General features: G+C 66.5%; 13 protein-coding genes. 4 read left to right on the forward strand and 9 right to left on the reverse strand.

Annotated elements, in window-relative coordinates; all coding sequences use genetic code 11:
* Positions 1 to 143: 143 nt before the first annotated feature.
* Positions 144 to 1,370 (reverse strand): response regulator, encoded by a 1,227-nt coding sequence (locus tag EJ903_RS16165; protein WP_126617269.1) that lies wholly within the window; start codon positions 1,368 to 1,370, stop codon positions 144 to 146.
* 3 nt (positions 1,371 to 1,373) lie between these two features.
* Positions 1,374 to 3,023, reverse strand: a complete 1,650-nt coding sequence (locus EJ903_RS16170) for a PAS domain-containing sensor histidine kinase (RefSeq protein WP_126617272.1) — start codon at positions 3,021 to 3,023, stop codon at positions 1,374 to 1,376.
* Positions 3,024 to 3,473: 450 nt separating this feature from the next.
* Between EJ903_RS16170 and EJ903_RS16175 the strand changes: the two genes are divergently transcribed.
* Positions 3,474 to 5,741 (forward strand): methyl-accepting chemotaxis protein, encoded by a 2,268-nt coding sequence (locus EJ903_RS16175; RefSeq protein ID WP_126617274.1) that lies wholly within the window; start codon positions 3,474 to 3,476, stop codon positions 5,739 to 5,741.
* Positions 5,742 to 5,776: 35 nt separating this feature from the next.
* Here the strand turns inward: EJ903_RS16175 and EJ903_RS16180 are convergent, their stop codons facing one another.
* The 4 genes from EJ903_RS16180 to EJ903_RS16195 form a co-directional block, all read right to left on the reverse strand.
* On the reverse strand, positions 5,777 to 8,431 hold the full coding sequence (locus EJ903_RS16180) for a TIGR02302 family protein (RefSeq protein ID WP_126617276.1): 2,655 nt from the start codon (positions 8,429 to 8,431) through the stop codon (positions 5,777 to 5,779).
* Positions 8,432 to 8,544: 113 nt separating this feature from the next.
* Complete coding sequence (locus EJ903_RS16185; RefSeq protein WP_246015642.1) at positions 8,545 to 9,495, reverse strand: DMT family transporter; 951 nt, start codon at positions 9,493 to 9,495, stop codon at positions 8,545 to 8,547.
* A 106-nt stretch (positions 9,496 to 9,601) separates the two neighbouring features.
* The gene (locus EJ903_RS16190) at positions 9,602 to 10,168 is read right to left on the reverse strand and encodes a DUF2934 domain-containing protein (protein ID WP_126617278.1); all 567 of its coding nucleotides are present in this window, start codon (positions 10,166 to 10,168) and stop codon (positions 9,602 to 9,604) included.
* 141 nt (positions 10,169 to 10,309) lie between these two features.
* Positions 10,310 to 10,987: a hypothetical protein gene (locus EJ903_RS16195; RefSeq protein ID WP_126617280.1), complete on the reverse strand. Its 678-nt coding sequence runs from the start codon at positions 10,985 to 10,987 to the stop codon at positions 10,310 to 10,312.
* Between the two features lie 128 nt (positions 10,988 to 11,115).
* On the opposite strand from EJ903_RS16195, the gene EJ903_RS16200 reads away from it, so the two are divergent.
* From EJ903_RS16200 to EJ903_RS16210, 3 genes are all read left to right on the forward strand, one after another.
* Complete coding sequence (locus tag EJ903_RS16200; protein WP_126617282.1) at positions 11,116 to 12,666, forward strand: bifunctional aminoglycoside phosphotransferase/ATP-binding protein; 1,551 nt, start codon at positions 11,116 to 11,118, stop codon at positions 12,664 to 12,666.
* A 182-nt stretch (positions 12,667 to 12,848) separates the two neighbouring features.
* Positions 12,849 to 13,715: a universal stress protein gene (locus EJ903_RS16205; protein WP_126617284.1), complete on the forward strand. Its 867-nt coding sequence runs from the start codon at positions 12,849 to 12,851 to the stop codon at positions 13,713 to 13,715.
* A 110-nt stretch (positions 13,716 to 13,825) separates the two neighbouring features.
* Positions 13,826 to 14,092 (forward strand): hypothetical protein, encoded by a 267-nt coding sequence (locus EJ903_RS16210; protein ID WP_126617286.1) that lies wholly within the window; start codon positions 13,826 to 13,828, stop codon positions 14,090 to 14,092.
* 4 nt (positions 14,093 to 14,096) lie between these two features.
* On the opposite strand, the gene EJ903_RS16215 is transcribed toward EJ903_RS16210, so the two are convergent.
* The 3 genes from EJ903_RS16215 to EJ903_RS16225 form a co-directional block, all read right to left on the reverse strand.
* Positions 14,097 to 17,576, reverse strand: a complete 3,480-nt coding sequence (locus tag EJ903_RS16215) for a hybrid sensor histidine kinase/response regulator (protein ID WP_126617288.1) — start codon at positions 17,574 to 17,576, stop codon at positions 14,097 to 14,099.
* 163 nt (positions 17,577 to 17,739) lie between these two features.
* Positions 17,740 to 19,452 (reverse strand): MFS transporter, encoded by a 1,713-nt coding sequence (locus EJ903_RS16220; protein ID WP_126617290.1) that lies wholly within the window; start codon positions 19,450 to 19,452, stop codon positions 17,740 to 17,742.
* Between the two features lie 166 nt (positions 19,453 to 19,618).
* On the reverse strand, positions 19,619 to 21,446 hold a 1,828-nt coding region (locus tag EJ903_RS16225; protein WP_148105281.1), incomplete at its 5' end, for an NAD-glutamate dehydrogenase domain-containing protein.

The following is a 21,446-nucleotide window of genomic DNA, read 5'->3' on the forward strand; positions in this document are numbered from 1 at the left end:
GGTTAAGCAGCTTTCATGCCACAGGCTAACGGGTGTTCTGGGGGCCGGAGTGGCCGGAAACCAGTCGGGTTTTCGCAGTTTGCGTTGCAGTCTGCCAAAGTGTTGTGGCTTTTGCATCGGCATGGGGAAAACTCCGGCCAGGGTCAGGGGTGAAGCGCGCGGGCGGCCTCGATCCATTCGGTCTTGTGCAACCGGGTCAACGGGTGATCAACCAGCCCCGGATCCAGCCCACGCAGCGGGTCGTCGGCGGGGGCCTCCACCAGCGCGTTGGCGACGTGAACCGCCAACAGCGCCCCATCGCACCCGGCGACCGACCCAGCCACGGAACCAATCGCCGGGTCCAGATGGGCCAGTGGCGTGTGATGGTAAGCCACGGCCTCGACAATCCGGTCGGGCAAGCCCCACAACCCCAGCAGATAGGCGGCGAATTCGGCGTGGGTGGCCCCCGCGTGACGGCGCTCCAGGGAGGAGCGGTCGGCGATGGGCAGGTCGCGCGGGGCCTCGGCGATGGTCCGATAGGCGGTTGGCCGGTTGGCAGCGAGAATCAGCCACCCCAGATCGTGCAGCAACCCGGCGGTGAAGGCCGCATCACGTTCGCCGGCCTCACCGCCGTTGATGGTGGCGATTCGGCGCGCCAGCGCGGCCACCCGGAAACAATGCGACCACAGGCCCGCGCTGTCGAAATTGTGCGGCAGTTTCGCCGGGTCGAATTGGGCGATGATCCCGCGTTCCAGCACCACGGCACGCACGATGTCGAATCCCAGGGCGCGCACGGCGGTCAAGGTTCGTTGGATTGGTGCGCGCGGGGCGAAATAGGCCGAATTGGCAACGTGCAGGAACTGGGCGGCGACCGGCGGGTCGGCGTCGATGATCGACACGATGATCGATTCCGAGGGATCCAGACGGGCCATCTCGTCGTGCAGGGTCAGATAGGTGCGCGGGATGGTTGGCAGATGCGGCAGGCCCGACATCAGGGCGCGCGCCTCCGCTGGATCCAGGAAGCGGCGCAGGCCCACCGCGCGGGTGATCCGACCGATCAGTGTTTCGCTGGGGCAGGGTTTGCACAGCACGGCGTGGCTGGTCGCCAGCACCGTCATCATGTCCTGCGGCTCGCTGTCGGCGGTCAGCACGATGCGCAGCACGGCGGGGTGCAGGCGCGCGCATTCGGCCAGCAGCGACCGCCCGGACAGGCCCGGCATGTGCAGATCGGTGACGAGCACGTCAATGGATTGCTGACCCAAAATGTCCAGCGCCGCTTCGCCGTTCAGGGCGATCGACACGCGCCAGTCCAATCCGGCGCTGTGGATCAGCCGTTGCAACCCGCGCAGGGTTTGCGGTTCGTCGTCAACGAAGAGGACGGACAGCGGCATGGCTCAGGCCATCTCCTGGGCTTGGCGTTCGAGCGGGGTTGCGTCGGTGGAACCGGCGATCGGCAATTGCACGGTGAAGCAGGTTCCCTGCCCAACCTCGGTTTCCATGGCGATGCGTCCGCCATGGCGGCGGACCACAATGCTCTGGCAGATCGACAGGCCTTGCCCGGTGCCACGCCCTGGCGGTTTGGTGGTGAAGAACAGATCGTAGATCTTCTCGCGGTGTTCCGGCTGGATTCCACATCCGGTGTCGCGCACCGACAGGATCACACTATCGTCGGCGCGGGTCAGGCCCAGGGTGATGGTTCCCTTCACCGACTCCTCGGCGCTGGCCGCGCGGTTCTTGTCCTCGATGGCGTGGGCGGCGTTCACGATCAGGTTCAGGATCACCTGATTGATTTCCCCGGCTTCGCAGAAGACCAGCGGCACGTCCGGCTCGATGGCGTAGGCGATGTCGGCGACGTATTTCCATTGGTTGCGCGACACGGTGGCGGTGGTTTCCAGGGCGCGGGCCAGATCGGTCCACTCCTTGTGCCCGGTGTCGGGATGGGAAAACTCCTTGATCGCACCGACGATCTTGCACACGCGCTCCACCCCCTCCAAACCTTCGGTCAGGGCGGTGGGGATCTCATCGGCCAGATATTGTGTGTTGTCGTCCAGCGTGCCGACCGCCGACACCAGCCTGTCGCGGATTTCGACGAAGGAATCGCGGACGAATTTCATGTTGTCGCCGATGTATTGCATGGGCGTGTTGATTTCGTGGGCGATGCCGCCCGCCAGCGTGCCCAGCGATTCCATCTTTTGCCCGTGCATCACCTCCATCTCAAGCTCGCGGTTGCGGCGTTGCATGGTGACGAACTCGGTCATGTCATGCGCTTCGAGAAGGACATAGAGCACGTCGCCGGTGGCTGAACGCACCGGGCGGCAGGCCACGGTGAAATGATGCGCGGTGGTTCCGGCATCGGCGAACAGCAGGTCGAGCGAGGTGGCATCCCCGAGCGCGGCGGTTTCGACGGCGTAGCGGATCGCGGTGCGGGCACCCTCCTCCTGCCCGAACCAGGGGCCATCCCACAGGGGTTCGCCCGTCACCTGTTCGCGCTCCAGACCGCGAAAGCTGAGGGCGGCGTGGTTGATCTCCACCACCGTGCCGTCGATCAGCATCAGCATGACGAAGGTGCCGACCCCGTTGAAGATGGCCTTCACCCGACGGTCGCTTTCGGCCTTGGCGCGTTCCAGCAGCTCGATGTAACGCAGACGGCCATGCACCGCCGTGCTGTCCGAACCGATGCCGCGATAGCCGGAAAACGCCCCGTCGGCGGCGAAGAAGGGAACCCCGCTGATCGTGATGTGATGCGCCCGCCCGCTGTCGTCGGTCAGGCTGTAGGAGAAATCATGGAACGGACGGTGGGCCAGAATGTCGGCGGTGTGGGCGGCCAGCGCGTCGTTCCGTCCATCCCGCGCCCGGAAATCCAGGCAGCGGGTGCCGATCAGCAGGGTCGGCGACAGGCCGGTTGCGGTGGCAAAGCTGTCGGTGAACCGGGTGAAGCACAGATCAGCGTCGCATTCCCATGCCCAATGGCGTCCCGACGCGCCAATCGCCGCCATCAGCAGATCGCGCATATCATCACCAATGGCTAGGGCGCGGGTGGTCATGGGCACTCTCCGAATCGCGGGCCGCCGCTTGGTTCAATGCACAAGGGTGTAAGCGCAAACCCTGTTCGAGCACAGATTGCACCTGCGCGACCGTAAAATCCACGAACATTCTGACTCCGCAGAGGATGTCCGCCCAAGCTGGGGGCAGTCCCTATCCATCGGTGCGGGTTGTCGGCGTTGGTCAAAAATCTGATGGGGTGGTCAGGAAAGAACAATAAATTCCATGAAAAGAAACAAAATAACTATTCAATAAAAACAAGTCATCCCTGAATCGATTCTGAAATGTAACGAAATAAAACAGTGAATTTTTGGATTCTCTGCGGCATGATCTCACCGGACAACAAGCAATGATCTGTCATATATCTGTAACAAAACTGTCAAAGAAGAATAACGAATCAGTGTCTGCCAGGACGCGGATTTGACTGGTCAGGTTGCAGGAGACTTGGTGCGATGGGACAGACTCTGTCGATTACGGCGCGGCTGATTGCCTTGCAGGCGTTGGTCGCGATCGGGTTGCTTGCGCTTCTGGTGACAAATCACGTTGCCTTTGAACGGACGGAGCATGACTTGCGCTCCTCCCAACGAAGCCAACAGGACGCGCGGCTGGCGCAAAGCGTTGAAAGCGGCGTGTTGGCGCACAAGCAGGCGCTCGACCGATATGTGCTGTTGCGCGACGCCAACAGCTTGGCGCGGGTGGAGGCGTTGCGGACCAGCGTCGCCGCCGATCTCAGCAACCTGAACAGCGCCGAGCTGACGGCCACGGTCCAAGCCTATCTGGCGACCACGGGAACCATCCGCGACCGGGTGGAAACGCTGGGCATCACCGAAAATCATGGCTTGCAGAAGACGCTGCGCGGCGCTGTGCAGACGGTGGAAAAGCGGTTTGACCAAATCCGCAGCGATTCCATCGGCACCCGGCTGGAGGTGGTGAACCAAATGCTGGTGCTGCTGCTGCAAATGCGTCGGCACGAGAAGGATTTCATGCTGCGCGGCGACCGCACCCGCTACATGGGCCAGATCGCCGAGCGTCGCAAGGAGATGCTGGAGGTTCTGAAGTCGGCCCCTCTGCTCGACAGCTTGAAGGCGGAGGTCACGCGGCTGCTGGAGGATTACGTCACCGCCGTCAACGCCTTTGCCGATGGGACGGAGGCGCTGACCAAGGCGCGGAGCGAGAGCGACGCCCTGTTCGACAAAGCCTCGGCCCAAGCCAACGCGATCGAAACCACCGATTTCGCCGCCGCCGACCGTGATCGTGATCGCGTGCTGGTCACGCAGGATGAGTCGCGCAATCTGTTGCTGGCGTCCGTGGTCGGTTTGTTGGCGGTGCTGTCGGTGGGTGGGTACCTCATCGGGCGGTCGATCACGGTGCCGGTGCGCCGCCTGACCGACCTGATGGGGGTGATGGCCCAAGGCGACTATGCCAACGCCGTTCCGGATCAGGACCGCCGCGACGAGTTGGGCGCGATGGCGCGCGCGCTGGGCGTTTTCCGCGACACCGGCCTGGAAACCCAACGTCTGCGCCAGCAACAGGAGGAGGAGCGGATCGCCGCCGAGGCCGCCAAGCTGGCCGCGCTGGAGGGGATGGCCGCCACGGTGGAAAACGAAAGCCGACTGGCGGTCAACCGCGTGGCTGAGCAGACCCGTAAGATGGACGAAAGCGCCAAGGCAATGGCGGAATCGGCGGCCCATGTCAGCGCTGATTCGCAAAGCGTGGCCGCCGCCGCCGAGCAGGCCTTGACCAACGCCCAGACCGTCGCCGCCGCAACGGAGGAGTTGAGCGCGTCGATCCGCGAAATTTCGACCCAGGTTGCCCAGGCCAGCAACGTCAGCCAGCGCGCCGCCGATCAGGGGCGGACGACCCAGGACTCCGTGCGCGCGCTGGCGGACGCGGTCGGCCAGATTGGCGAGGTTGCCACCCTCATCCAATCCATCGCCCAGCAAACCAATCTGTTGGCGCTCAACGCCACCATCGAGGCCGCGCGGGCGGGAGAGGCGGGCAAGGGGTTTGCCGTGGTGGCGAGCGAAGTCAAGAACCTCGCCAACCAGACCGCCGGGGCGACCGAGGACATCGGCCGCCGGATCGCGGACATCCAGGCGGTGACGTCCGGGACCGTGTCGGCGGTGGCTGACATCGGGCGGTCCATCGCCGAGATCGACGAGGTGTCCGCCGCCATCGCCGCCGCCATGGAGGAGCAAGCCGCCGCCACCCAGGAAATCGCCCGCAACGTCCAGGAAACCTCCGCTGCGGTGCAGGAGGTGTCACGCCGCATCACCCAGGTTTCGGCGGAAGCGGCGACCACCGGAAGCCACGCGTCCAGCGTGGGGGACATCGCGGCCAACGTGTCCGGTGGCATCGACGCGCTGCGCGGCACGCTGGTCCGGGTTGTCCGCACCGCCACCCAGGATGTGGACCGCCGCCGCCAACCGCGCTTTGCCGTACCGGTTGGCGCGCGGGTGGATGGCATTGCGCAGCCTGTTCATGTGCGGAACCTGTCGGTGGGTGGGGCCACGCTGCGGGTGGAGCCGGGGCAAAGCCTGCCGGGTTCGGGGCTGCTGCGTTTGGATGGTGTGGCGGTGGCGCTGCCCTTCACCACGCTTGAACAAGGGGGTGGGGAAGCGCATTTGCGTTTCACCCTGACCGGTGCGGACGCCGATGCCTTCCGCGACGCGTTCCAACGCCTGACCGCTGGGCTGTCTCCGTTGGGGCGGGCGGCGTAACGATCGGCATCAACGATCAACGCCAACGAGCAGGGTCAGAACCGCTTCAGCAGCCGGTCGATGTACTCGCGTTCCGGCTGCGGGCGGCTGTATTGCCCGGCCCGCCGCCGCAGTTCATCCAGGATCTCGCGGGCGCGCTGCACCTCGGCCTGTTCGGGAATTTTGACGTCGTTGCCGTCCTGCTGGCCCATCCCGGCGGGGCGGCGGCCCAACGGGTCGCGGCCCCGGCCCGGCCGTGGCTGTGACTGGCCCTGCTGACCGGCGGATGCCGGCCCGCCTTGCCGCATCATCTGGTTGGCCAGCTTTTCGGCCATGCTTTGCAGCCCCTGTTGGATCTCGTCCATCGCCTGGGTTTGCGACGGCACGGCGGCACCGGGCGATCCCTGCTGCAAGGCCTGGGTGGCGTCGCGCATCGCCCGTTCGGCCCGTCCCAGCGGGCGGGGGATGTCGCCCCCGGCCTGTTCGCCCATCCGTCGCATCAGGTCTCCCAACTGGCGGCGCAACGCCTCCTGCTCCTCCGCCTGTTTTTGCAGGGAGGGACGGTCTGCCATCCCGCCGGGTTGGGGGGGGCTGTTGGGCGTCCCGCGCCCCGACGGCTGCCGACCGCGCGATCCCGGTTGACCCGGCATCGTCTGGGGTTGGTTGAGCGCGTCCTGGTTCTGGCGAAAGCTCTGATCGAGCAACCGTTGCTGTTGCTGGCTGAGATTTTGCAAATCCTGCATCATCTGCCAGGGATCATTCGGTCCGTTGGGTTGCCCCGCTTGCGCCAAAGCTCCGGTTTGCAGATTTTCCAGCATCTTTTGCAGATCGGACAGCATTTTGCGGGCGGCGTCGCGTGATCCGGTCTGTGCCAAATCCCGCATGCGATCCAGCATGTTTTGCAGATCGTTGCGGTCAGTCATCCGATCGGCCATCTCCGGTGGGACCGTCGGCAATGTTTCGCCGCGTTGCAACGCCTCCATCATCTGTTGCTGAAGGGCGTTCATGAAGGCGTCCAGCGCCGCTTGCATCTCGTCCATCAGCCGGTTGAGTTCGGCGTCGGTCACGTCACGCTCCAGCGCCTCCGACAGGCGGCGTTCGGCGTCGCGCAAATCCCGTTCGGCCTGCGACAACCCGCCATCCTCGATGCGCAGCGCGGTTTCCCACAGCAACGCCTGAACGGCGGGCACGGCGTCGGCGTTGTTGCGGTTCAACATCAAACGGGCGACGGCGGCCCGCAGAGACAGAAAGGCCACCAGATCGTGGCCATAACGGGCCGGACGGGCGGAGATCTCGGCCAGGGCACGCGCCACGCCGACACGGGCACCTTGCGGGTTGCGAGTCAGGTTCTTGCGTTGGTCGATGATGGCGCGGGCAACCGGGTGGTTGAAGGTCCGTTCAGGCAGGGTGACGGGCAGGGCATCGGATTGGCCGGTCTGCCCAGCCCCGTCGGTGGCGATCAGGCGCACCGTCACCGGCAGCCCAGCCCAGGGATGGGCGGTCAGATCATGGAACCCACCGCCGCGCGCCTCCTTCGGGCGCTGTCCCGGCAAAGGAAGCGGAAGGTCGAGAGGGGCGCTTTCATCGCGCGCGCTGTTGGGTCCATCCGCCCCCGCCAGGGCCGGGTCGTTGTCAGACAACCGCCGGACACGGGCCTTGATCTCGGTCAGGCCATAATCGTCACGGGCCGCATAGTCGAGCCGCAGGGCACCGCGCTCACCAGCGGATGGGGCGGCGGCGTGGCTGATCTGCGGCGGTTGGTCGGTGATGACGCGCAAGGGCCAGCTTCCCAACGTCTGCCGCCCTTGTCGGACGGTGATGCGGGGTTCCGGCGCGCCGGTGGTCGGCGCAGAGGTGGGGTGCGTCGGATCGAGCGGTCGTTGGATCTGGAAGGTGGTGGCATCCACCGTGTCAAAGGGGATGGTCTGGGTGGACAGTTCCAACACCGGTGTGGTGGTTCCTCCGCCGCTGATCCGCGCCATCAGCGTGCTGCCCCCGGGGATCGTCACCGTGGGACCATCCGCCGGTGGGGTGGGGCCAGCGGCGCCGGTTTTCAGGAACACCGGCGGCAAACCGGTGTAATCGGGGGGCGTGATCCACAGGTCGAGCGCGACACTGGCCGTTGCGCCAGGGCCGTCGAAGCGTGGCGACAGGGCCGCCAGAAGACGGGGCTGCCAATCGCCCCACCGTGCGCCCCCGACAACCACCAACACCAGAACAGCCAGCGCGCGCAGGGCGTAGGGATCGCAGGATGGCACGGTGCTGCGCGGCCACGCCACACGCAAACGGCCTAACGCAGCGTGGGCGCGTTCCTGATGCAGGCTCCACAGCGCCAAGGCCAGCGCGTCGTCGTCGCTCGGGCGGTCACGCAGGGTGGACAGGGGGCGGTGCGGAAGGTTGCTGTCACGTTCCAGCCGACGCAGGGCGGTGTTCAGACTGGGCAGGACGACCCGCCGCGCTCCGCGCACAGCGGTGAACAGAATCGCTGGGATCACCGAAGCCAAGGCAATGGCGTGCAGCCAGCCCGGCACGACGCCCCACGGGATCAGAAGCGCACCGACCATGGCGGCGGCAAGCAGCGACAGCGGCAGCCACAACGCCGGTCCCAGCGCTTCCCAGAGCAAAGCGGCGCTGGCAAGGGCCAGGCGACCGTAGGGCAGTGGGGCGGGCGTCTGCGCCTCTGTCGTTGGCGTGAGATCCTGTGGAGTCATTCTGGCAGTCCTCGACCCCGGCGCGTTCCAGCGCACCGCACGCTCATGCTACAGCACAACAGCGCATCAAGGCGACAATGTGGCGCGGTGCGCCGTGGAGCCGACCGCTTTCCTCAATCCGATCCCGGCGGCGGCGGGCGCGACGGAGTGGCGTTGCGGCGTGTCTCGCGGTGGAGAATATAAAGGCCGCTGGCCATCACGATGGCGGATCCGATCCCGGTCGACGCGGACGGCACGTCGCCCCACAACAGCCAGCCGAACAGCACGGCGACCAGAAGGGAGCTGTAGGTCAAGGGCGCGACCACAGCCGCAGGGGCCAGCGAATAGGCCCTGGTCATCAGCAATTGCGCGCTGCCGCCCAGCAGTCCCATGCCTGCCAGCATCGCCCATTCCAGCGGGCTGGGTGTGACCCAGGCAAAAGGCAGCGTGACGGCGATCAGGATCGTCGACAGAAACGTGAAGTAGAACACGATCGTGTTCGAGGCTTCGGTTTTGCTGAGCTGACGGATTGTGATCATGGCCGACGCGTTGCAGAAGGCCCCGACCAACGCCACCAGCACACCGAGATTCAGCATGTCGCCGCTTGGCTTGGCGATGACCAGAACACCACCGAAACCGATCAGGACCGCCCCCCAGCGATGGATTCCGACCCTTTCCCCCAACATCGGCACCGACAGGGCTGTCAGAAACAGGGGGCTGGCGAAGTTCAGGGCGATGGCGTCGCCCAACGGCAGCAGATGGAAGGACCAGAACATGGCCACCATCGTCGTCAACCCGATCAGTGTCCGGGTGAAGTGCCCGACCGGTCGGGCGGTGCGCAAGGCGTTGCGGAATCCACCGGTGATGTGGATGGCCACACAGACGGGAAGCAGGGCGAACGCGCTGCGGAAGAAGGTGAGTTCGGTGATAGGAAAGCGGTCGGTCAGCAGCTTCACCACCACGTTCATGATGGAGAACAGCAGCACCGACCCGAACATCGATGCGATGCCGAGCGGCGTGTTGTCCACGCGCACATGACGGGGGCGGTCGGGCGGGGCGGGTGATGGGGAGGATGGACGCGTCACGATGAGCCGACCCTAACAAGCAAGACCGCCCGCGTCACGGCGTCGCGACGCGGGCGGGCATGTTCGGGCGGAATGGCGGCCCTGCGGCTTGAAGGGCTTGCCGACCTCAGCCTTTCAAAAGGCCGGTGATTTCGGCTTCGGCGCGCAGCCAGTGGGCTTGCTCCTGGCCTTCGGGACGGCCTTCGGCCTCCCAGATTTCATAGGCGCGCTCCTGGATCAGCTTGTTTTGCTGGCCGCGCAGCAGACCCTCGGAAATGCTCATGTTGATGCGGGCCAGCGACACCAGGCGGCGCTCCTCGATGGTCCCCTCGGTCGCTTCCATGGTGGTGGAAACGACGTATTGGGCCAGATTGCGCAAGTTGGCCTTCACGTCCGGTTCCAGCGGGCACGCGTCGTTGTTCAAGACGGTCTTGATGGCAATCCAGAGCTTCAGATTGTGATCGAGCGCGACGCTGACGTTCTCGGGGCCATCGGCCTCCAACAGCAGGCTGGCGGCGTGCAGCAGGGCGATGCTGTCCTGTTCGACGACGGCAAAGTTGGTGCGCAGGACAACGTCGGCACCCGTTTCGATGACGGCTTCGGCGCTGACTTTTTCAGGAACGCCGGTGTTGGCGAGCGCCTCGGCGACGGAGGCGGCGGGAGCGGAGGCGGCGGTCTTGCGCTTGGTGGCCATGTGGTCAATCCCCAGGAGCGTTCATTCCACGGTCAATAGAACGAACCATGATTAAGATGTGGTTAAGGAATAGGTGGTCACGGGACATGGCTCCGCAACCGCAGCGGTGCGATTGGCCCAACGGTCTATGATCCGTCAGTGTCAAGGTCCACCGAAAGGCAAGCGGTAATAAAAACCGAACACATTGTTGGGGGCAACCGCCGATTCGGCACCGTTCCCATCGGTGGCGATTCGGCTGTAGCCCAAGGTGAAGCGCGACTTGTTGTCGAAGACGTAACCCAGTTCCAATTGGGAGCGGAATTCCGTGCTGATTCCCGCGTCGCGTTGGGCACGGCTGCGGTTGGCCGGGCCAAGGCTGGCCCCGAAACTGGGGGTGAAGACGAAGGATCCCAGCGGCACATCGATCAGGATGCCGCCCGTCACGCCACCCCCGGTGATGCCACCCCCGCCAATCGAGACGCGCCCGTCGCCCAAACCCGGCCCAATCCACGGACGGATCGTGGCAAGGGACTCGGCCCCGGGCAGCAGGAAACCGCCGACTCGGGTCTTGCTGTTCAGGTCGCTCAGGCGGCTGTCGCTGATCCGCAATTCGCCTGGGCGCAACGTTGGCACGCCGAAGGCCAAGCCGCCCAAGGTCCAGGTCCGCGCGTGTTCAACCACCGCATCGGCCACCGCATCGGCTCCGTCGCGCCCGCTGGGCGCGGCGCTGGCGGGGGACAACGACCCAATCAACGCGACCGCAAACACCAGCAGCGCGCAAACCAACAACACCCGGAGACGGGTGGGGGGTGGGGTGGATCGGTCGGTCGGATGGCGCATGCTAGCCCCCCTTCCGGCAAGGCGGTGTTGCAACCAAGAATGTCGGTATCTCGCCCCACAATTCAAGCATCAAAAGGGTGGTTTGCAAAGCTGGGGGTATTCGGGACCGAACCTGCTACTGTTGAGCCATGAACGTCACCCAGCCACCGGCCGAACAGGAGGCCATTGCGTTTCTCGGGGACCCTCGCAACCACGGCGGGGCGGTGGTTGCGCGCATCGATACGCACGCCGCCATCGTTTTTCTGGTGGGGGATCGGGCCTTCAAGCTCAAACGGGCGGTGCGCTATCCCTATCTGGATTACGGAACGCTCGAACGCCGTCGCGCGGCCTGTGTGGCGGAGGTGGCAATCAACCGCCGCACCGCGCCGTCGCTGTATCTGGGTGTTCAGGCCGTGGTGCGTGGGTCGGAAGGTGATTTGTGTCTGTCGGCTCTGTCCGACGATGGCGCGGGGTTTGGGGCGGAAGCGGTCGATTGGGTGGTGACGATGCGCCGCTTTCCAGACGACGCGCTGTTTGATCGTCTGGCCGAACGCCACGCACTGACCCTGCCAATTCTGCGGGCGTTGGCCGAACGCATCGCCACGTTTCATGCGGCGGCGGCACCACGCCCCGATGGTGGCGGTGCGGAGGGAATGCGCGCGGTGGTGGTGGGCAACCTTGACGATCTGCGTGGTGCCTCCACCGTGTTTCCTGCGGCGACGGTGGCGCGCTTGGCGGACGACTCGACCGCCGCGATCACCCGGCTGGCCGGTCTGTTGGAGGCGCGGCGGCGTGGCGGCTTCGTTCGTCACTGCCACGGCGACCTGCATCTGCGCAACATTGTTCTGCTGGATGGGATTCCAACGCTGTTCGACGCCATCGAGTTTGATGAGGCTCTGGCCGTCACCGATGTGCTGTATGATCTGGCGTTCCTGCTGATGGATTTGGATCATCGTGGGTTGCGCCCTCTCGGCAACGCGGTGTTGAACCGGTGGGTTGAGGTGAGCGGCGATGCGGAGGGGCTGGCTGCGTTGCCGCTGTTCCTGTCCGCCCGCGCGGCGGTGCGGGCCAAGGTGCTGGCCGCTGCGCTGCGGGTGGCCAACGCGCCACCGGACGTGGCGGCAGAGGCGCGCGGCTACCTCGATCACGCCGTTGCGGCGTTGGAGCCGCCGCCGGCCCGCCTGGTGGTGATCGGGGGCCTGTCGGGCAGTGGCAAATCGGTTCTGGCCGCCGCCTTGGCCCCGTCCTTGGGAGCCTGTCCGGGCGCGCTGGTTCTGCGCAGCGACGCGCTGCGCAAGAGCCTGTTCGGGGTGGCCGACACGGCGCGCCTGCCAAGCGATGCTTACACCCCCGCTGCGATCACCCGCGTTTATCATGGTTTGATGGAGCGCGCCCGGGCGGCTCTAACCGCCGGTCATGCGGTGGTGATCGATGCCGTGTGCGCACGCCCGTCGGAGCGTGCGGCCTTCGAATCATTGGCCGCCGATCTGGGGTTGCGGTTCGATGGCGTTTGGCTGGACGCGCCGCTTGAACGGCGGGTCGAGCGTGTGGCCAATCGTCGCAACGACGCGTCCGACGCGACGGTGGAGGTGGCAAAAGCGCAGGAACGCTATGATTTGGGGCCTATGGCATGGGCGCGTCTGGACGCGAGCAGGGTTGCGTCGGATGTGCTTGCCGAGGCGCTCGAAAGGTTGCTGTAATTTCAACCGAGGGACGGCGCGCGACCGGCGTCTGCGGTTGCGCCGCCCGCCCCGCGTGCGTCACCGAACAACGACGCGGGAACCGCCCTGCGACAGGGTTTCGGTCTGGTTCGACCAACCCTGCCGTCGTCCGGTGTTCCCGGTCCGAGAGGGCCGCTCGATCCGGCTCGGGAGGAGTCACCATGACCTACAAGACCATTCTGGTTCCGCTTGGCGGCGGCGGTGGCGACGCGGTGGCGTTGAACGCCGCGCTGTCGGTCGCCCGCGACTTTGACGCCCACGTCGTCGGTCTGTTCGTCACCCTCGACCCGCGCGATGCGGTGCCGATGCTGGGCGAAGGCATGTCGGGCGCGATGGTGGACGAGATCATGCGGGCCGCCGAGGGCGAGTCCAACGTCCGCCGCGCCGCCGCTCACCGCCTGTTCGAGGAGATCGTCCAGGCCGCCGGTGTCGAACGGCGCGACAGCCCCGGCGGCACGGAAGCCCCGTCCGCTGCGTGGCGTGATGTGGTGGGCCGGGTGGAAGACGTCGTTCCGGTGGAAGGCCGTCTGGCCGATCTGATCGTGTTCGCCCGCACCTCGCCGGATCGTGACGTCCAGGGCTACGCCACCTTGGAAACCGCGCTGCTGGGGACCGGACGCCCCCTGTTGATCGCGCCGGACGTTTTGCCGGAGGTGGTGGGCCGTCACGTTGCCGTCGCCTGGAACGGGCGGATCGAATCCGCGCGCGCGGTGGCCGCCGCGCTGCCCTTCCTGCGCTCGGCGGACCGGGTGACGGTGCTGACCGCCGAAACTCCGGCGACGGAGGCTGCGGCAGGGCGTCGCATTGCCGAATATCTGACTTGGCAGGGGGTGGAACCTGCGGTGACACTCATTCAACCCGGATCAAAACCCGTCGGAGAGGCGGTGTTGAACAAGGCCGTGGAGCTGAAGGCCGACCTGTTGGTGATGGGCGGGTACGGTCACAGCCGAATGCGGGAACTGATTCTGGGCGGTGTCACCCGTTTTGTGCTCAATCACGCCGGGATTCCGGTGCTGATGGCCCACTGACCGGCGCGCGGCGCTCCCGCCGCTTTTTTCTGCGGGAGCGCCCTTCCTTTCGGTCTCTGGCACCCACCGACGCCGCGCGAGGCCCCGGCCCGTTCTGGGAGGAACGCGCCATGCTGACCATTGATGATTGCATCGGGTTGTGCGACCTGACCAAGGCCGAGGTGGACGCCATCGCCGAGCACGAACATGTGCCGGAGATCGTGGCGGCGGAGATGGCCTGTTGTTTGGCCCATTGCGTCGGCGGGCCGATGCGGATCGCCGAAATCATCGTCGACGACATCGCGGACGCCCGCGCCCACGGCCACAACCGCCACGCGGAGGAGTTGGTCGTCGTTTTGCGCGATTTCGTGGTGGCGCACAGCCCTCAGCTCGGGTGATGGCTTACCCGGCCTTGCGCTGTTCGCTCTGACTCAACAACTGGCCGAGCAGGGCGCGCAGCGCGCCGGGACGCACGGGTTTGTAGAGGAGGTGGCAACCCGCCGCCTCGATGTCCTCGCGCACGGCGATGTCGCGGTCGGCGGTGACGACCGCCGCCGGGACCGCCCCCAACCGGGCGCGCAGGGTGCGCAGCGCCTCCACCCCCGTCAGGCTGCGGTCGAGGTGATAGTCGGTCAGAATCACGTCCGGGGTCTGGCCGTTCAGCGCGGCGAGCGCGTGGTCCGGCGTGGCGGCGGTGGTGACGCGGCAGGACCAGCTTGTCAACAAATCCTCGGTTGCCCGTGCGATGGCGGGTTCGTTTTCCAAACACAGCACCAGCACCCCGCGCAGATCCCGCACGCGCGGGCGGACGGTGGCCGGGCGCACCGCCACCCGTTCGTCGGTCAGCGGGACCAGCACGGAAAAGGCGCTGCCATGCCCCACGCGGCTGCGCACCTGCACCGGGTGGTTCAGGATGCCCGCCAGACGTTCGACGATGGCCAACCCCAGCCCCAGCCCCTTGCCGCGCTCGTCCACCGCGTTGTCGAGCTGGCGGAACTCCATGAAGATTTCCGGGACCTTGTGTTCGGGAATGCCGGGGCCGGTGTCCCACACCTCGATGGACAGCGAATTCCCGCGCCGACGGCACCCCAACAGGATGCGGCCGGTGCGGGTGTAGCGCACGGCGTTGGCCAGGTAATTTTGCAGAATGCGGCGCAACAGGGTCGGGTCGCTGCGCACCGTCAGCCCGCAATCGACCACGCGCAGCCCCAGCCCGTGGCGGCTGGCCAGCACGGTGAACTCCTCGCCCAGGGGCTTCAGCAACTCATCCACCCGCATCGGCACCGGATTGGGCCGGACGACGCCGCTGTCGATCTTGGACACATCCAGCAGATCGCCCAAAATCTGCTCCACCGACCGCAGGGAGGCGTCGATCTGGCGGATGGCGGTGTCCTGGTGACGCTCGCCCAGAGCCGACAGGAACAGGCGGGCGGCGTGCAGCGGCTGCAACAGGTCGTGGCTGGCGGCGGCGAGGAAGCGTGTCTTGCTGCGGTTGGCGCGTTCGGCCTCGCCCTTGGCTTCGGACAGGTCGCGGGTGCGTTCGGCGATGCGGCGCTCCAGGCTTTCGTTGGCTTCGCGCAACGCCTCCGCCGCGCGGTGGCGGTCGGTCACGTCGGTGTAGACGGCGACGAAGCCGCCGCCGGGCATCGGATTCGTGGCGATTTCCAGCACCGACCCGTCGGGGCGCACCCGCTCATACATGTCGGGCCGGTTGCGGCGGCGTGGGTCCGACCGGCGCGACAGCAGCGTTTCAATCTCGCCGTTGTGGCCATATTCGCCGCGCCGGTCGATGAAACGGACGATTTCCTCCAGCGACGTGCCGACCTGCACGAAACCGTCGGGCAGTTCCAGCAGAACGACGAACTGGTTGTTCCAGGTCGCCACCCGCCAATCCTCGTCGAACACGGCGATGCCCTGCGGCACATTCTCGATGGTGGCGCGCAGCAGCTCATGCTGTTTCAGGATGGCGCGCGACGCCTCGTCGATGATCGACCGCGCGTCGGTGCGCGACAGCCGCCGGTCGGACAGCAACCCCGCTACCACCACGCGGGCCGACGCCGACCCGACCGCCCCGGCCAACAGCCGTTCGGTCATCTGGATCGCCTCGCCGTCGCTGCGCGCCAGCAGGGCGGTGTTCAGATCGCCGTCGCGCACGCCGGTGAAGCGGCGGAAGGCGGTGTCCGCCCGCGCGGCCCCGACGTAGCGCACCGCCAGATCGTGCAGATCGGCCAACGTTGCCCCGCGCGGCCCGTGGCTTTCACCATCGGCGGCGCGGCGCAGGCTCATGAAGCGGGCGGCCTGCTGGCGCTCTAGGGTGGAGGGGCGGGTCAGCAGCGAGATGACCACGAACAGGAACAGGTTGGGGCCAAGGCTCCACAGCGCGGCGTTGGTCAGCGGGTCGATGTTGCCGATCCCCGCCAACGCCACCGGGCTGAGGCCGGTCAGGCCGAACGGTCCCTCGCGCAGCGCGCTCGCCGCCAGCCACCCGGCGTCGGCGAAGGAGGGCAACAGCATGGTGTAGGCCCAGCCGATGAACCCGGCGCAAATCCCGGCAAAGGCACCGCCCCGGCTGGCCCGGCTCCACACCAGCCCGCCCAGCAGCGCCGGGGCGAACTGCGCCACCGCCGTGAAGCTCATCATGCCGATGGTCGCCAGCGGAAAGGCCGACCCGATCAACCGGTAACAGCCGTAGGACAGCAGCACCAGCACGATCACCGCCGACCGCCGCACGGCCAGCAGCACGGCGGCGGGTTCGTCGCGCAGGCGGGGGTCGTTCGGGCGCAGCGCCATCAGCAGCGGCACGGCGATGTCGTTGCAGATCATGGTGGACAGCGCCACCATCTCCACCAAAATCATGCTGGTCGCGGCTGACAGCCCGCCGATGAAGGCGATCAGCGCCAGCCACGGCCAGCCCTGCCGCAGCGGGATCGAGACCATGAAGGTGTCGGCGTTGATCCGCCCATCGGGGAACAGCATCAACCCGGCCAGCGCCACCGGCAGCACAAACAGGTTGATGGCGACCAGATAGGCCGGAAACAACCGGGCGGAGGACCGCACGTCGCCGGTGTGGGTGTTTTCCACCACCGCCACATGGAACTGACGCGGCAAACAGAGGATGGCCAGGCCCGACAGCAAACAGGCCACCCACCAGTCCGCACCAATGTTGCCGACGCTCATCAGCTCCAGAAAGCCGGGATGGCTGGCCGCCGCCTCGACAAACGCGTTGAGATTGCCAAAGGCGGCGAAGGCAATGGCCGCCCCCACGCCGATGGCGGCCGCCAGCTTCACCACCGATTCCGCCGCGATCGCCATCATCAGGCCACGGTGATGCTCGTTCGCGGAGATGTTGCGCACGCCGAACAGGATGGCGAAGGCGGCCATCAGCAACGCGGCGAGCAGGCTGGTGCCGCCGGGAAGCTGGCTGACCTCCGACCCCAGCGTGTCGCCGGCCAGGATCTCGAAACTGACGCTGATGGCCTTCAATTGCAGGGCGATGTAGGGCAGCAGCCCGATCACCGCCGTGATGGTGACGAGCGCGGCCAAGCCCCGGCTTTTGCCGTAGCGGGCGGACAGGAAGTCGGAAATCGACACAACATTTTCCGATTTCGCCACGCGCACGATGCGGGCCAGAATCGGCCAGCCCAGCCCGATCACGACAATGGGGCCGATGTAGATCGGCAGGAAGTAAAAACCGCCGGTCGCCGCCCGCCCAACCGCGCCGTAAAAGGTCCAGGACGTGCAGTAAACGCCAAAGCTCAGCGCGTAGAGCAGCGGCGTGCGCCGCTCCCCCGTTCCAGCCGCCGTGCGGTCGCCGTACCAGGCGATGGCGAACAACGACAGCAGATAGGCCAGCGAGGCCAGCACAATGAACCAGCTTTCCATCGGGCGTTCTGCGCGTCCCTGATTGGTCGTTTTCTCCCCAAGGGTTGCAGACTAGCACAGCGGGGACTGAAAGCGGTTCGAATGTTGCGCGGCGATGAAAACAGAACCGGGCGGGGGATCGCCCCCCGCCCGGCCGGATGTCGCCGCGATGGATCGGATGCGATCAATCGTGCTGGTAGATGTCCACGTCCTTGGTCTCGCGAACGAACAGCATGCCGATCACGAAGGTCGCCGCCGCGATCACGATGGGGTACCAGAGACCGGAATAGATGTCGCCGGTGGCCGCCACGATGGCGAAGGAGGTCGTCGGCAGGAAGCCGCCGAACCAGCCGTTGCCGATGTGGTAGGGCAGCGACATGGAGGTGTAGCGGATGCGGGTCGGGAACAGTTCCACCAGCATCGCGGCGATCGGGCCATAAACCATGGTCACATAGATGACCAGGATCGTCAGCAGCGCCACCACCATGGTGGTGTCCACACGGGCCGGATCGGCCTTGGCCGGGTAATTGGCGGCCTTCAGCGCATCGCTCAGGCCCTTGTCGAACGCCGCACCGGCGGCCTTTGCGTCGGCGGGGGCGGCGGGCGTGGCCGGGCCGTGGCTCAACGACACCGTCGTCGCGGTGGGGGCCGCCGAATAGGACGGGATGACGGTCGCCCCGACCTTGATCGACGCCACCGTGCCAGCGGCGGCAACCTCGTTGCTGTAGGGAATGCCCCGGCGGACCAGCGCACTCTTGGCGATGTCGCAGGAGCTGGTGAATTGCGAGGTGCCGACCGGGTTGAACTGGAAGGAGCATTCGCCCGGATCGGCCACGACCACCACCGGAGAGGTCGCGATGGCTTCCTCAAGCGCCGGGTTGGCGTAGTGGGTGATCGACTTGAAGATCGGGAAGTAGGTCAGGCAGGCCAGCGCCAGACCGGCCATGATGATCGGCTTGCGGCCGATGCGGTCGGCCAGCGTGCCGAAGATGACGAAGAAGGGGGTGCCGATCAGCAAGGACGCGGCGATCATCAGGTTGGCCGTCTGGGCGTCCACCTTCAGCGTCTGGGTCAGGAAGAACAGGGCGTAGAACTGGCCCGTGTACCAGACCACCGCCTGCCCGGCGACCAGCCCGAACAGGGCCAGCAGCACGATCTTCAGGTTCGGCCAGCGGCCGAAGGACTCGGTCAGCGGAGCCTTGGAATGCTTGCCCTCCTCCTTCATCCGCTTGAAGGCGGGCGATTCGTTCAGCATCAGGCGGATCCAGACGGAAATGCCCAGCAGAACGATGGAGATCAGGAAGGGAATGCGCCAGCCCCAGGCGTCGAAATCCTCCGGAGCCATCGACACGCGGCAGCCCAGGATCACCAGCAGCGACAGGAACAGGCCCAGGGTCGCCGTGGTTTGAATCCAGGAGGTGTAGTTGCCGCGCCGCCCGTGCGGGGCGTGTTCGGCCACATAGGTGGCGGCCCCGCCATACTCACCGCCCAGCGCCAGACCTTGCAGCAGCCGCAGGCCGATCAGAATGATCGGGGCGGCGATGCCGATGGTGGCGTAGTTGGGCAGGATGCCGACGATGAAGGTCGACAGGCCCATGATGAGGATGGTGACGAGGAAGGTGTATTTGCGCCCGATCATGTCGCCCAGGCGGCCGAACATCAGCGCGCCGAACGGGCGCACCGCGAAACCGGCGGCAAAGGCCATCAGGGCGAAGATGAAGGCGGCGGTCGGGTTGACGCCGGAAAAGAACTGCTTGGCGATCACCGCGCTGAGCGAGCCGTACAGGTAGAAATCGTACCATTCGAACACGGTGCCAAGCGACGAAGCGAAGATCACCTTCTTCTCTTCGCCGGTCATTGGCCGGGTGTGGTCGTCCGTTTGTGCCGCGTAGGCCATGTCTCCAGAACCTCCCCAGATGTGGCTGGAAATCACCGGGTCTTTTTTGTGGTTATGACCAAGTGAGCCGCTAGGTTATCGGTCTGAAATGTATGGCTTACAAATGATTGGAGTCACCCCCGACCAAAGTCGGGGGTGACTCCGCGCGCGCTCTTTTCCAGCGCGATCAACGCTCAGCGGTCAGGCCGCGCAGTTGGCGGCTGGCCACCGTCAGCATCGGCAGGTCAACGGCGGGTTGACCGCGCAACTCGGCGATCAGCGGCTCGACCCGCTCCATCGCCGCGCGCCGGGCGGCGATCCATTGGCGGATGCGGGCCTCGGCGCTGTCCGCTCCGGGGCCGTCGGTCGTCAGGACCCGCACCGTCAGTTCCATCTGATGGGCGAACAGGTCATCGACGATGGCGGCGACCGCCTGTTTCTGCCAATGGCTGTCCGCGCGGGTGGCCAGCGCCGCATCACGCAACCAGTCGAGCGCGAAGCGGCGGCCCAACCCAACATAGACGGCGGCGACCGCCGTCACCGGCTGGCCGGTGCGGTTGGCGATCCGGGCCAGATCCGGGGCGGCGGCCAGCACCGGCAACGCGGCGATGCGGTGGGCCAACGCCTCCGGCACCCCGTTGGCGGTGTGAATAGCGGCGCGGGCCGCCAAGCGGGCCTGCTCCGCGCCGTCCAGCACCTGGCCGAGATCGGCGGTCAGCGCGTCCACCGCCGGGCGATAGGCCGCGATGGCCGCTGTGACGTCCAGCGGATGGCCACCATGGGCGAGGAACCAACCCACCGCCCGCTCGACCAGCGTCTGAATCTCCAGCACCAAGGCGGTCTGAGTTGCGGCGGGGACGGCGTTGTCGAGGCGGTCGATGACGTCCCAGAGTGTGTTGAGGCCGAAGACGTCGCGGGTGATGGCGTAGGCGCGGGCGACGTCGGCGGGGGCGAGGCCAGTCTTGTCCATCATGTCGCGGACGAAGGTCGGGCCGACGCGGTTGACCAGGCCGTTGGTGGCCTGGGTGGCGATGATCTCGCGGCGCAGGCGGTGGCGGGCGATGGCGTCGGCCTGGCCCTCTTGCAGCGGGACCGGGAAATAGGCGCGCAGCTCCGCCGCCATCGCCGGGTCGTCGGGCAGGTCGGACGCCAGCAGATCGTCGTACAGCGTGATCTTGGCGTAGGCCAGCAGCACCGCCAGTTCGGGCCGGGTCAGGCCGCGCCGGTCGGCCATCCGCTCGGCCAGTTCCTCGTCGTTGGGCAGGAACTCGATGGCGCGGTTCAGACGGCCCGCCTTTTCCAGCGCGCGGATGAAGCGCGCCTGGGCTTCCAGCAGCGCCGCACCCTGGGATTGGGCGATGGTCAGCGCCTGGGTCTGGCGGTAATTGTCGGCCAGCACCAGCGCCGCCACCTCGTCGGTCATCGACGCCATCAGGGTGTCGCGCTGCTTCACCGTCATATCGCCGCGCGCCACCACGTCGCCCAGCAGGATCTTGATGTTCACCTCGTGGTCGGAGGTGTCCACACCCGCCGAATTGTCGATGGCGTCGGTGTTCAGCCGGACACCAACGCGGGCGGCTTCGATGCGGCCGCGCTGGGTGGCGCCCAGATTGGCGCCTTCGCCGACCACCGTCGCCCGCAGGTCGCGGCCATCGACGCGCAGGGCGTCGTTGGCCTTGTCCCCGGCCTCGGCGTTGGTTTCGCCCGATTCCTTGATGTAGGTGCCGATGCCGCCGAACCACAGCAGATCGACCTTGGCCGTCAGCAGGCGGCGCATCAGCTCTGCCGGGGCCAGATGGCTGGCCTCGATGCCGAAACAGGCGCGGACCTCCGGCGTCAGCTCCACGCTCTTGGCGCTGCGCTCGACGATCTGGCCGCCGGGCGACAACAGGCTGCGGTCGTAATCGGCCCAGGAGGAGCGGGGCAGGGCGAACAGCCGGTTGCGCTCCGCCCAGCTCGCCGCCGCGTCCGGGTTGGGATCAAGGAAAATATGGCGGTGGTCGAAGGCGGCGAGC

The sequence above is a fragment of the Azospirillum griseum genome (assembly GCF_003966125.1).
Classification (GTDB): Bacteria; Pseudomonadota; Alphaproteobacteria; order Azospirillales; family Azospirillaceae; genus Azospirillum; species Azospirillum griseum.